A 12198-nucleotide genomic window follows, 5' to 3' on the forward strand; every position below is an offset into this window, starting at 1 on the left:
GGCTGCTACCCTCACCGCGTAAGAGACGGCTCGACCGACGATGGGGAACACCATTCTTCCGAACACTGCCTCCGACCCTCTCGAGAACGCCGCGGCATCCCGCAACGCGTTCGTGGTGGTCTCCAACCGACTCCCCGTCGACCGCGTGGTCGCCGAGGACGGGACCGCCTCGTGGAAGACCTCGCCGGGCGGCCTGGTCACCGCGCTCGAGCCCGTGATGCGCGCCAACGCCGGCGCGTGGGTCGGCTGGCCGGGGGTCGCCGACGAGGAGGTCGCGCCGTTCGAGAACGACGGCGTGCAGATCGTCCCCGTCGCCCTCAGCGCGCAGGAGCTCGAGGACTACTACGAAGGCTTCTCGAACGACACGCTCTGGCCGCTCTACCACGACGTGATCGCGCCCCCCACCTACCACCGCGACTGGTGGGACGCCTACGTGCGCGTCAACCGGCGCTTCGCGGAGGCGGCGGCCGCGGTCACCGAGGACGGCGGCGTCGTCTGGGTGCAGGACTACCAGCTGCAGCTCGTCCCGAAGATGCTCCGCGAGCTCCGGCCGGACGTCACGATCGGCTTCTTCAACCACATCCCGTTCCCGCCCTACGGCATCTTCGCGCAGCTCCCGTGGCGCAAGCAGATCGTCGAGGGCCTGCTCGGCGCCGACGTCATCGGCTTCCAGCGCCAGGGCGACGCGGGCAGCTTCCTCCGCGCGGTCCGCCGCCTGCTCGGCTACGACACCCGCAGCACCCTCGTCGAGGTGCCGGTCGAGGAGGAGGCGGTCGTCGGCACGCGGCGCGTGAACCGCTCCCGTCGCGGCGCGAGCGTGCGGCCCGTCGTGGCCAAGCACTTCCCGATCTCGATCGACTCCGCGTCCTTCGAGGAGATGGCGCGCAGCCCCGAGATCCAGGAGCGCGCGAAGCAGATCCGGCACGACCTCGGCGACCCGCAGACGGTGATGCTCGGCGTCGACCGCCTCGACTACACCAAGGGCATCGGTCACCGCCTCAAGGCGTTCGGCGAGCTGCTGGCCGACGGGCGCCTCAGCACCGACGACGCGGTGCTCGTGCAGGTGGCCAGCCCGAGCCGCGAGCGCGTCGAGACCTACAAGCAGCTGCGCGACGACATCGAGCTGCAGGTCGGCCGCATCAACGGCGACTACGGCACGATCGGCAACCCGGCGATCAGCTACCTCCACCACGGCTACCCCCGCGAGGAGATGGTCGCCCTCTACCTGGCGGCCGACGTGATGCTCGTGACGGCGCTGCGCGACGGGATGAACCTCGTGGCGAAGGAGTACGTCGCCTCGCGCTTCGACAACGACGGCGTGCTCGTGCTGAGCGAGTTCACGGGAGCGGCGGACGAGCTCAAGCAGGCCGTCCAGGTGAACCCGCACGACATCTCGGGCCTCAAGGACGCGATCGAGGAGGCGGCGCGCATGCCGCGGACGGAGCGCTCCCGGCGGATGCGGGCGCTGCGCCGCCGCGTCCTCGAGAACGACGTCGCCCGCTGGTCGGCCAGCTTCCTCGCAGCGCTCGCCGAGCACGCCGAGGGCCAGCAGCTCGACGTGCGCCCGGCCGCACGGGGCCAGGAGGCACCTCTCGGCCAGGAGGCCGAGCACGACCAGGACGCCGCGCACGGCCTCGCCGCAGTCGCCCGCGAGGCCGAGGACGCGCGATGAGCACGCTCACCCCGACCCCCGGAGTCCCGCACCAGCCCGGTGTCCCCGACCGTCTCGTCATCGCTCTGCGCGATCTCGCCGCGACCGACCGGCTCCTCGTCGCCCTCGACTTCGACGGCACCCTCGCCCCCGAGGTCGACGAGCCCGCGCACGCCCGAGCGCTGCCGGAGGCGCGCGACGCCGTGCTGCGCCTGCTCGCGCTGCCGGGCACCCGCGTCGCCCTCGTCTCGGGGCGCGCGCTGGAGAGCCTCGAGGAGGTGGCGCAGCTGCCCGACGAGGCGCTCCTCGTCGGCTCTCACGGCGTCGAGATCCGTCTCGACCCGGACGAGGACGCCGTCCGCCTCGACCCCTCCGAGCAGGCCAGGGTCGACGTGCTCGAGGACGTGCTGAAGGGCATCGCCCGCGGCATCGACAACGTCTGGATCGAGGACAAGCCGGCCGGGTTCGCCCTGCACACCCGCCTCGCCACCGACCGGCACAGCCGGGTGGCGCACGTCGTCGCCCTCTCGGAGGCGCGCGCCGAGGTCGAGGGCGTCCACGTCCGCGAGGGCAAGAACGTGCTCGAGTTCTCGGTCCGCTCCACCACCAAGGGAGAGGCGGTCGAGCACCTGCGCCGCTACACCGGCGCGACCGCCGTGCTCTACGCCGGCGACGACGTCACCGACGAGGACGCCTTCGCGGTGATGCGCCCCGGCGACGTCGGCATCAAGAGCGGTGCGGGCACGACCTCCGCCGCCTACCGTGTCCGCGGCCCCGAGCAGGTCGCGCACGCGCTGTCGCTGCTGGCCGATTTCCGCGGCACCGCGGGCTGAGCTCCGGACACCTCCGGAGAGCCGGAGCACCGCGCGCGAGGCGGTAGCCTCGTCACATGCCGGAAATCGATTGGAAGCCTCGTTCGCGCACCGTCACGGACGGCATCGAGGCCACGACGTCGCGCGGGATGCTGCGGGCGGTCGGAATGGGAGACGACGACTGGGAGAAGCCCCAGATCGGCATCGCCTCCTCCTGGAACGAGATCACCCCCTGCAACCTCTCGCTCGAGCGCCTCGCGCGCTCCGCCAAGGAGGGCGTGCACTCGGGCGGCGGGTACCCGCTGCAGTTCGGCACGATCTCGGTGTCCGACGGCATCTCGATGGGCCACGAGGGCATGCACTTCTCGCTCGTCTCGCGTGAGGTCATCGCCGACTCCGTCGAGACCGTGATGATGGCCGAGCGCCTCGACGGCACCGTCATGCTCGCCGGCTGCGACAAGTCGCTGCCGGGCATGCTGATGGCGGCCGCGCGGCTCGACCTCGCCGCCGTCTTCGTCTACGCCGGATCGATCGCCCCGGGCTGGGTCAAGCTCTCGGACGGCACCGAGAAGGACATCACGATCATCGACTCCTTCGAGGCGGTCGGCGGCGTCAAGGCCGGGATCATGTCCGAGGAGGACGCCAAGCGCATCGAGTGCGCGTTCGCGCCGGGCGAGGGCTCGTGCGGAGGCATGTACACCGCGAACACCATGGCGAGCGTCGCCGAGGCGCTCGGCATGAGCCTGCCCGGTTCGGCCTCGCCGGCCGCGGCCGACCGCCGCCGCGACTACTTCGCCCGCAAGTCGGGGGAGGCCGTCGTGGAGCTGCTCCGCAACGGCACCACTGCGCGCGACATCCTCACGAAGAAGGCGTTCGAGAACGCGATCGCCGTCGCGATGGCGTTCGGTGGCTCCACCAACGTCATCCTGCACCTGCTCGCGATCGCCAACGAGGCCGAGGTCGACCTGACGATCGACGACTTCAACCGCATCGGCGACACGATCCCGCACATCGGCGATCTGAAGCCGTTCGGCAAGTACGTGATGAACGACGTCGACCGCCACGGGGGAGTCCCCGCCGTGATGAAGGCGCTGCTCGACGCGGGCCTCCTGCACGGCGACTGCCTCACCGTCACCGGGAAGACGGTCGCCGAGAACCTCGCCGAGATGGACATCGCACCGCTCGACGGCGAGGTCATCCGCACGCTCGACAACCCGATCCACGCGACCGGCGGCCTGACGGTGCTCAAGGGCACGCTCGCTCCGGAGGGAGCGGTCGTGAAGACCGCCGGCTTCGACGCCTCCGTCTTCGAGGGCCCCGCCCGGGTCTTCGAGCGCGAGCGCGCCGCGATGGACGCGCTCACCGAGGGCCTCATCAAGCACGGCGACGTGGTCGTCATCCGCTACGAAGGGCCCAAGGGGGGCCCCGGGATGCGCGAGATGCTCGCCATCACCGCGGCCATCAAGGGGGCTGGACTCGGGAAAGATGTACTACTCTTGACCGACGGACGATTCTCAGGCGGCACAACCGGCCTGTGCATCGGCCACATAGCTCCCGAATCGGTGGACGCAGGTCCTATCGCATTCGTTCGCGACGGTGACCCGATTCGGGTCGACATCGCCGCTCGCTCGATCGACCTACTCGTCGACGAAGCCGAGCTCGCCGCCCGCCGAGAAGGCTGGGCGCCCCTCCCCCCGCGCTACACCCGTGGTGTCCTCGCCAAGTACGCCAAGCTCGTCCGCTCCGCCGCGGTCGGCGCCACCACCGGGTAGCCCACGCCGGCCCGCGCACTCGCGCCTCCCGCCGACGCTCTCCCTCTCGAAGGAATCGACACCCGCATGACACCGGACCCGTCCGCCGTGCAAGCCGCACCGACGCCCCAACCGCCCCGCCCCGCCTCCGCGACGTCCGGATCGGTCCCCGCGACCGAGGTCCTCACCGGCGCGCAGGCGGTCGTCCGCTCGCTCGAGATGCTCGGAATCGAGGACGTCTTCGGCCTGCCCGGCGGCGCGATCCTGCCCGTCTACGACCCGCTGATGGACTCGTCGAAGATCCGGCACATCCTGGTCCGCCACGAGCAGGGCGCCGGCCACGCAGCCGAGGGCTACGCCTCGGCGACCGGCAAGCTCGGCGTCTGCATCGCGACCTCGGGCCCCGGAGCGACCAACCTCGTCACCGCGATCGCGGACGCCTACATGGACTCGGTCCCCATGCTCGCGATCACCGGTCAGGTGTTCTCGACGCTGATGGGCACCGACGCGTTCCAGGAGGCGGACATCGTCGGCATCACGATGCCGATCACCAAGCACTCCATCCTGGTGACCAAGCCGGAGGACATCCCTCAGGCCCTCGCCTCCGCCGCCCTGATCGCGACCACCGGCCGCCCCGGCCCCGTGCTCGTCGACATCACGAAGGACGCGCAGCAGAACGAGGCGCCGTTCCTCTGGCCGCCGAAGATCGACCTGCCCGGCTACCGTCCCGTCACCAAGGCGCACGGCAAGCAGATCCAGGCCGCGGCGCAGCTGCTCGCCGAGTCGAAGAAGCCCGTCCTCTACGTCGGCGGCGGCATCATCCGCGCCCGCGCGGCGGCCGAGCTCAAGGCCTTCGCCGAGGCGTCCGGCGCTCCCGTCGTCACCACCCTGATGGCGCGCGGCGCGTTCCCCGACTCGCACGAGCAGCACCTGGGCATGCCCGGCATGCACGGCACGGTGCCCGCGGTGCTCGCCCTGCAGGAGGCCGACCTGATCCTCGCGCTCGGCTCGCGGTTCGATGACCGCGTGACCGGCAAGGCGGCGCTGTTCGCGCCCAAGGCCAAGGTCGTGCACGTCGACATCGACCCCGCCGAGATCTCGAAGATCCGCGTCGCCGACGTGCCGATCGTGGGCGATCTCAAGGACGTCCTCCCCGACCTCACCGACGCGTACGTGAAGGCGATCGACGGCGGTCGGCCCGACACCGGCGAATGGTGGACGTACCTCAAGGGGCTCCAGGAGGAGTTCCCCCTCGGCTACACGGAGCCGGTCGACGGCCTGCTCTCCCCGCAGTACGTGATCAAGCGCATCGGCGAGATCACCGGCCCCGAGGGCGTCTTCGCCTCCGGAGTCGGCCAGCACCAGATGTGGGCGGCGCAGTTCATCCAGTACGAGCGCCCCAACTCGTGGCTCAACTCCGGCGGTGCCGGCACCATGGGCTACTCCGTGCCCGCGGCGATGGGCGCGAAGGTCGGCGAGCCCGACCGCACCGTCTGGGCGATCGACGGTGACGGCTGCTTCCAGATGACCAATCAGGAGCTCGCCACCTGCACGATCAACGACATCCCGATCAAGGTCGCGGTGATCAACAACTCCTCGCTCGGCATGGTGCGCCAGTGGCAGACGCTCTTCTACGAGGGCCGCTACTCGAACACCGACCTCAACACCGGGCACGACACCGTCCGCGTCCCCGACTTCGTGAAGCTCGCGGAGGCGTACGGCGCGCTCGGGATCCGGGTCACCAAGCCGGAGGAGATCGACGACGCCATCCGCCTCGCGATCGCCACCAACGACCGGCCCGTCGTCATCGACTTCGTCGTCAGCCGCGACTCCATGGTCTGGCCGATGGTCCCGCAGGGCGTCTCGAACAGCTACGTCCAGTACGCCAGAGACCACAGCCCGACCTGGGACGACGAGGAGTAGACCGCCATGACCCATCACGTCCTGTCCCTGCTCGTCGAAGACAAGCCGGGACTCCTCACCCGTGTCGCCGGGCTGTTCGCCCGTCGCGGCTTCAACATCGAATCCCTCGCGGTCGGGCCGACCGAGCTCGAGGGCCTCTCGCGCATCACGGTCGCCGTCGACGTCGAGGACCTGCCGCTCGAGCAGGTGACCAAGCAGCTGAACAAGCTCGTGAACGTCATCAAGATCGTCGAGCTCGACCCCGACCAGTCGGTGCACCGCGAGCACCTGCTCGTGAAGGTGCGCGTCGACAACGTCACCCGCTCGCAGGTCCTCGAGGCCGTGAACCTCTTCCGCGCCCGCGTGGTCGACGTCGCGACCGACGCCCTCGTGATCGAGGTCACCGGCGACTCGGGCAAGACCACGGCCTTCCTCCGAGTGATCGAGCCCTACGGCATCAAGGAGATCGCGCAGTCGGGTCTGCTCGCCATCGGGCGCGGCTCGAAGTCGATCACCGAGCGCGTCTTCAAGAACTGACCACCGCACGTTCCACTACAGAACTCCTCCACCAGAAAAGGACTCACCACGTGACTGAGCTCATCTACGACGCCGACGCCGACCTCTCGATCATCCAGGCGAAGAAGGTGGCCATCGTCGGCTACGGCTCGCAGGGCCACGCCCACGCGCAGAACCTCCGCGACTCCGGCGTCCAGGTCGTCATCGCGCTCAAGGAGGGGTCGAAGTCGACCGCCAAGGCCGAGGACGACGGCTTCGAGGTCAAGAGCGTCGCCGACGCCGCGGCGTGGGCCGACCTGATCATGATCCTCGCGCCCGACCAGCACCAGCGCGCCATCTACAGCGAGCAGATCGCGGACAAGCTGACCGAGGGCAAGACGCTGGCGTTCGCGCACGGCTTCAACATCCGCTTCGGCTACATCGAGGCGCCCGAGGGCGTCGACGTGATCCTGATCGCCCCCAAGGCCCCGGGTCACACCGTGCGCCGCGAGTTCGTCGCCGGCCGCGGCATCCCCGACATCATCGCCGTCGAGAACGACGCGTCGGGCACCGCCTGGGAGACCGCGAAGTCGTACGCGAAGGCCATCGGAGGCACCCGCGCGGGCGTCATCAAGACCACCTTCACCGAGGAGACCGAGACCGACCTGTTCGGCGAGCAGGCCGTGCTCTGCGGCGGCACCTCGCAGCTCGTCCAGTACGGCTTCGAGACCCTGGTCGAAGCGGGCTACCAGCCCGAGATCGCCTACTTCGAGGTGCTCCACGAGCTCAAGCTGATCGTCGACCTCATGTGGGAGGGCGGCATCGCCAAGCAGCGCTGGAGCGTCTCGGACACGGCCGAGTACGGCGACTACGTGTCGGGCCCGCGCGTCATCGACCCGAGCGTCAAGGAGAACATGCAGGCGGTCCTCGGGGACATCCAGAGCGGTGCCTTCGCCAAGCGCTTCATCGCCGACCAGGACGCCGGAGCGCCCGAGTTCACCGCCCTGCGCGAGAAGGGCGAGAAGCACCCGATCGAGGCCACCGGTCGCGAGCTGCGCAAGCTCTTCGCCTGGAAGCAGACCGACGAGGACTACACCGACGGCAGCGTCGCGCGCTAGTCACGACCTGGTCGCAGAAGAGGGAACCCCGGATCGGGGTTCCCTCTTCTGCGTTCAGTGGCCGAGGTCGCGGGCCAGGCGGCGGAGGCCGCCCTTCGGAGGCACGACGACGGGGTCGGGCCAGCGCGGGGTGAGGTGGTCGCCGAGGGTGACGCGGCGGATCTTCCGGCCGACCAGGGGGAGCAGCCAGTCGGAGGTCCAGCGGTGCTGGTCGCGGAGCCACTCGACGGCGGTCAGCGGCTCCGGAGGGTCCCACGGGCCCGCCGAGACGGTGTGCGGGACGCCGAGGATGTCGAGCACCCGTGCGGCGAGGAACCGGTGACCGCGCTTGGAGAGGTGCATCCGGTCGGGCGACCACATCATCGGCTCGCGGAACGCCTGCATCCGCCAGTAGTCGACGAGGACGGCGCCGCGCTCGCGGGCGATCCGGCGGACGGCCGCGTTGTAGACGCGGTTGCGGCGCACGAACATCCGCGGCGCGGGCAGGCCGGGGATGTCGAAGCCGGTGAAGAGCACCAGGGAGGCGCCGGTCGTCGCGAGCGCGTCGACCAGGCACTCGTAGCCGTCGACGAGCACCCGCATGTCGGTCTTGAGATCGAGGATGTCGTTGCCGCCGGCGTAGAGGGTGACGAGGGTCGGCTGCAGCTCGAGCGCGCGGGGGAGCTGCTCGGCGCGGATCTGCGCGAGGCGCTTCGAGCGGATCGCGAGGTTCGCGTACTCCCAGCCCGGCTCGGCGCGGGCGAGACGGTCGGCGACACGATCGGCCCAGCCGCGGACTCCGTTGGGCAGTCGCGCGTGCGGGTCGCCGACACCCTCGGTGAAGGAGTCGCCGATCGCGACGAATCGGCGCCCCGACCCCGCGTCGGTGCGATCAGTCATCCGCAGAGCATCGCGCCCGCGCGGGACCGGGGGGTGTCCGACGGGTGACGGGTGGGTGTCGGCCCGCTCCGAGGTTCCCGCGAGGCCCGCGCGGCTAGGGTGTTGCGGTGATCGAGGACAGGCCAGGGCACGACAGTGCGGACGACAGCGACGACGACGCTCTGAGCTGGGCGGGCGAGGGTGCTGATCCGACGCTCGGGGGAGTCGCCCCGAGGGCCGTCCGATCCGCCCCGACGGTGCGCGCCGCCCGACCGGCCGACTCGGAGGAGGACCTCCCCGAGGAGCTGCTGGACGACGAGGACGATGCGACCTCCGCGGCCGAGGCGGCCGCCGCCTCCTCGGTGCTGCTCGTCGCGACCGGTGTGACCGCGGGGCTCTACCTCCTGTACACGATCGGCTGGATGATCACGGCGACGCGGCAGAACGCCACCATGGCCGCCTCCTTCTCGGGGGATCCGCTCGGCGGTGCGCTCTACGGGCTCGGCCTGTGGCTCGCCGTCGCGGCGCCGGCGACCTGGTTCGCGACGGTGCTGCTGGGCACGCGCGACTCCCGGGTGCGCACGCGCGTGCTCTGGCTGGTGGCCGGACTGGTGCTGCTCGCTCCGCTGCCGTTCCTGAAGGGAGCATGAGCATGACGGACTCGCTGTCGGCGAAGGCCACGCTGGGGGACGGCCGGGGCGACCGGCGCGGACGCCGCCTGGCCGCCTCCATGCTGATCGCGCTGGGCTTCGCGCTCTTCTTCGCGTGGGACGTGTGGGAGGCGATCGGCAACCTCGTGGGGCTGCGCACCTACGCCGCGACCCTCGGCACCGACCTGAACTCGACGGGCTGGGTCGTGCTCGTGCTCGGACTGGTGCTGCCGGTGGCCTGCTTCGTCGCGGCGGTCGTGCTCGGCCGCCGACGGGGGCTTCTCGCCCGCACCGGGCTCCTCGTGGCGGCACTCTGCGTCTCGGCGGCGCTGTCGCTCGACGTGCAGCTGATCCTCGGATTCGAGAGCCTCGTCAGCCTGAGCTGAGTGCGGCGTCACACGACCGGGCCCCTCGGTGGGGCTCCGCTACCATGGCGGGGGCTCGCGGACACCCGCGCCGGAGCCTGCTCCGTCCCCTCCCCGAAGGAAGCGTCTGTCGTGACAAAGCCGGTCGTCCTGATCGCCGAAGAACTCTCGCCCGCCACCGTGGACGCCCTCGGTCCCGACTTCGACGTCCGCTCCGTGGACGGCACTGACCGCCCGGCGCTGCTCGAGGCGCTCGGTGAGGCCGACGCGATCCTGGTGCGCTCGGCGACGCAGGTCGACGCCGAGGCGATCGCCGCGGCTCCGTCGCTCAAGGTGATCGCCCGCGCGGGAGTCGGACTCGACAACGTCGACATCGCCGCGGCGACCACCGCGGGTGTCATGGTCGTGAACGCGCCGACCTCCAACATCATCTCGGCCGCCGAGCTGACGGTCGGCCACATCCTGAGCCTCGCCCGTCACATCCCGGCCGCGCACAACGCCCTCGCCCAGGGGCTGTGGAAGCGCTCGAAGTACACCGGCGTCGAGCTCTACGAGAAGACCGTCGGCATCATCGGTCTCGGCCGTATCGGGGCGCTGATCACCGCACGCCTGCAGGCCTTCGGCGTGAACGTCGTCGCCTACGACCCCTACGTGACCAGTAGTCGCGCGCAGCAGCTCGGCGTCACGCTGCTCTCGCTGGAAGACCTGCTCGCCCAGAGCGACTTCATCTCGATCCACATGCCCAAGACCGCCGAGACGACCGGGATGATCTCGGACGAGCAGCTCGCGCTGATGAAGCCGACCGCGTTCATCGTCAACGTCGCCCGCGGCGGGCTGATCGACGAGGACGCGCTGCACCGCGCGCTCGTCGCGAAGACCATCGCCGGCGCCGGACTCGACGTGTTCGTGAAGGAGCCGCCGACCGGGTCGCCGCTGCTCGCCCTCGAGAACGTGGTCGTGACTCCGCACCTCGGCGCCTCGACGGACGAGGCGCAGGAGAAGGCCGGCGTCTCGGTCGCCAAGTCGGTGCGCCTCGCGCTCTCGGGCGAGCTCGTGCCCGATGCGGTCAACGTCGCCGGCGGGGTCATCGACGAGTACGTCCGCCCGGGCATCCCGCTGGTCGAGAAGCTCGGCCAGGTGTTCTCGGGTCTCGCCGACTCGCCCGTCACGTCGATCGACGTCGAGGTGCACGGCGAGCTGGCCGGCTACGACGTCAAGGTGCTCAAGCTCGCGGCGCTCAAGGGCGTCTTCACGAACGTGGTGTCGGAGTCGGTGTCGTACGTGAACGCGCCGGTGCTCGCGGAGCAGCGCGGCATCGAGGTGCGGCTGATCACCGACTCGGTCTCGGACGAGTACCGCAACGTGATCACGCTGCGCGGCGCTCTCTCGGACGGCTCGCAGATCTCGGTCTCGGGCACGCTGACCGGCACCAAGCAGGTCGAGAAGCTCGTGTCGATCAACGGCTACGACGTCGAGGTGCCGCTCGCGAAGCACCACGTGGTGATGAGCTACATCGACCGGCCCGGGATCGTCGCGGTGTACGGCCGCGAGTTCGGCGACGCCTCCGTCAACATCGCCGGCATGCAGATCGCGCGCACCGAGGCGGGCGGCAAGGCCCTCTCGGTGATCACGATCGACTCGCCCGCTCCCGACGGCCTGCTCGAGAAGGTCCGCGTCGCGATCGACGCCGACCTGATGCAGGAGATCGACATCACCGAGCAGTAGTCGTGGCTTCTCGGAGGTTCGCGCAGGTCGACGTGTTCGCGGCGGAGGCGTTCCGCGGCAATCCGGTCGCGGTCGTCATCGACGGCGACGGGGTGTCGGACGCCGACATGGCGGCGTTCGCGCGCTGGACGAATCTGTCGGAGACGACGTTCCTCCTGGCGCCCACGGTGCCGGGAGCCGACTACCGCCTCCGGATCTTCACGCCCGGCGGCGAGCTGCCGTTCGCGGGTCACCCGACGCTCGGGAGCGCGCACGCGTGGCTCGGCGCCGGGGGAGTGCCGCGCACCGAGGGCTCACTGCTGCAGGAGTGCGCGGCGGGGCTCGTGCGGCTGCGCGTGACGGAGGCGGGGATCGCGTTCGCGGCGCCACCGCGGCGCCGCTCGGGGCCGGCCGATGAGGCGACAGTGGAGCGCGCGGCCGCGGCGCTGCGGATCCCGCGCTCCGAGATCCTCGGGCACGAGTGGGTCGACAACGGGCCGGGCTGGCTCGCGGTGCGACTGGCGTCGGCGGCGCGGGTGCTCGAGCTGGCGCCGGACCAGGCGCTGCTCGCAGGGCTGCCGCTCGGGGTGGTCGGTCCGTACGAGGCCGGCGCCGAGTTCGCGTTCGAGGTGCGGGCGTTCATCCCGGATGCGGGAGTGCTCGAGGACCCGGTGACGGGGAGTCTCAATGCGGGCATCGCGCAGTGGCTGATCGGCGCGGGGCTCGCTCCGGAGCGGTACGTCGCGGCGCAGGGTGCGGCGCTCGGGCGCGCGGGGCGCGTGCACGTCGAGCGAGTGGGCGAGGACGTGTGGATCGGCGGGGCCACGGTGACGCTGATCGACGGAGTCGTGCGGCTCTAGGACGCAGCGTCGGCAGAGGGTGTGCGCGCGTG

11 protein-coding genes are annotated in these 12198 nt (G+C 70.8%); 10 read left to right on the plus strand and 1 reads right to left on the minus strand.

The window, feature by feature from the left end; all coding sequences use genetic code 11:
- Positions 1 to 40 precede the first annotated feature (40 nt).
- The 6 genes from otsA to ilvC all read left to right on the plus strand — a co-directional run bounded on the left by otsA (position 41) and on the right by ilvC (position 7729).
- Positions 41 to 1672: an alpha,alpha-trehalose-phosphate synthase (UDP-forming) gene (otsA, locus tag ASG06_RS11645; protein WP_056042163.1), complete on the plus strand. Its 1632-nt coding sequence runs from the start codon at positions 41 to 43 to the stop codon at positions 1670 to 1672.
- Positions 1669 to 2484, plus strand: coding sequence for a trehalose-phosphatase (gene otsB / locus ASG06_RS11650; protein ID WP_056042165.1), 816 nt, complete (start codon positions 1669 to 1671; stop codon positions 2482 to 2484). The genes otsA and otsB overlap by 4 nt, the downstream gene beginning before the upstream one ends.
- A 56-nt stretch (positions 2485 to 2540) precedes the next feature.
- The gene (ilvD, locus tag ASG06_RS11655; RefSeq protein WP_056042167.1) at positions 2541 to 4235 is read left to right on the plus strand and encodes a dihydroxy-acid dehydratase; all 1695 of its coding nucleotides are present in this window, start codon (positions 2541 to 2543) and stop codon (positions 4233 to 4235) included.
- Between the two features lie 66 nt (positions 4236 to 4301).
- Positions 4302 to 6137 (plus strand): acetolactate synthase large subunit, encoded by a 1836-nt coding sequence (locus ASG06_RS11660; RefSeq protein WP_056042170.1) that lies wholly within the window; start codon positions 4302 to 4304, stop codon positions 6135 to 6137.
- 6 nt (positions 6138 to 6143) lie between these two features.
- Complete coding sequence (ilvN, locus tag ASG06_RS11665; protein ID WP_056042173.1) at positions 6144 to 6653, plus strand: acetolactate synthase small subunit; 510 nt, start codon at positions 6144 to 6146, stop codon at positions 6651 to 6653.
- Complete coding sequence (gene ilvC / locus ASG06_RS11670) at positions 6650 to 7729, plus strand: ketol-acid reductoisomerase (protein ID WP_082499200.1); 1080 nt, start codon at positions 6650 to 6652, stop codon at positions 7727 to 7729. The genes ilvN and ilvC overlap by 4 nt, the downstream gene beginning before the upstream one ends.
- Before the next feature lie 54 nt (positions 7730 to 7783).
- Here ilvC and ASG06_RS11675 read toward each other — a convergent pair whose 3' ends face one another.
- Positions 7784 to 8608, minus strand: coding sequence for an SGNH/GDSL hydrolase family protein (locus ASG06_RS11675; RefSeq protein ID WP_056042178.1), 825 nt, complete (start codon positions 8606 to 8608; stop codon positions 7784 to 7786).
- 107 nt (positions 8609 to 8715) lie between these two features.
- Between ASG06_RS11675 and ASG06_RS11680 the strand changes: the two genes are divergently transcribed.
- The 4 genes from ASG06_RS11680 to ASG06_RS11695 all read left to right on the plus strand — a co-directional run bounded on the left by ASG06_RS11680 (position 8716) and on the right by ASG06_RS11695 (position 12166).
- The gene (locus tag ASG06_RS11680; protein WP_056042180.1) at positions 8716 to 9237 is read left to right on the plus strand and encodes a hypothetical protein; all 522 of its coding nucleotides are present in this window, start codon (positions 8716 to 8718) and stop codon (positions 9235 to 9237) included.
- Positions 9234 to 9623 carry a hypothetical protein gene (locus ASG06_RS11685; protein WP_156465955.1) on the plus strand — a complete coding sequence of 130 codons (390 nt, stop codon included), beginning with the start codon at positions 9234 to 9236 and terminating at the stop codon, positions 9621 to 9623. The genes ASG06_RS11680 and ASG06_RS11685 overlap by 4 nt, the downstream gene beginning before the upstream one ends.
- Before the next feature lie 111 nt (positions 9624 to 9734).
- Entirely contained in the window at positions 9735 to 11327 is a 1593-nt protein-coding gene (serA, locus tag ASG06_RS11690; RefSeq protein ID WP_056042182.1) for a phosphoglycerate dehydrogenase, read from the plus strand.
- 2 nt (positions 11328 to 11329) lie between these two features.
- Entirely contained in the window at positions 11330 to 12166 is an 837-nt protein-coding gene (locus tag ASG06_RS11695; protein ID WP_056042184.1) for a PhzF family phenazine biosynthesis protein, read from the plus strand.
- Positions 12167 to 12198 lie beyond the last annotated feature (32 nt).

The organism is Rathayibacter sp. Leaf185 (assembly GCF_001423885.1).
Classification (GTDB): Bacteria; Actinomycetota; Actinomycetes; order Actinomycetales; family Microbacteriaceae; genus Rathayibacter.

Bases quoted from the DNA above. Each gene is read 5' to 3' on its own strand.
- otsA (WP_056042163.1), top strand. From the start codon at position 41: ATGGGGAACACCATTCTTCCGAACACTGCCTCCGACCCTCTCGAGAAC.
- otsB (WP_056042165.1), top strand. From the start codon at position 1,669: ATGAGCACGCTCACCCCGACCCCCGGAGTCCCGCACCAGCCCGGTGTC.
- ilvD (WP_056042167.1), top strand. From the start codon at position 2,541: ATGCCGGAAATCGATTGGAAGCCTCGTTCGCGCACCGTCACGGACGGC.
- ASG06_RS11660 (WP_056042170.1), top strand. From the start codon at position 4,302: ATGACACCGGACCCGTCCGCCGTGCAAGCCGCACCGACGCCCCAACCG.
- ilvN (WP_056042173.1), top strand. From the start codon at position 6,144: ATGACCCATCACGTCCTGTCCCTGCTCGTCGAAGACAAGCCGGGACTC.
- ASG06_RS11675 (WP_056042178.1), bottom strand. From the start codon at position 8,608: ATGACTGATCGCACCGACGCGGGGTCGGGGCGCCGATTCGTCGCGATC.
- ASG06_RS11685 (WP_156465955.1), top strand. From the start codon at position 9,234: ATGAGCATGACGGACTCGCTGTCGGCGAAGGCCACGCTGGGGGACGGC.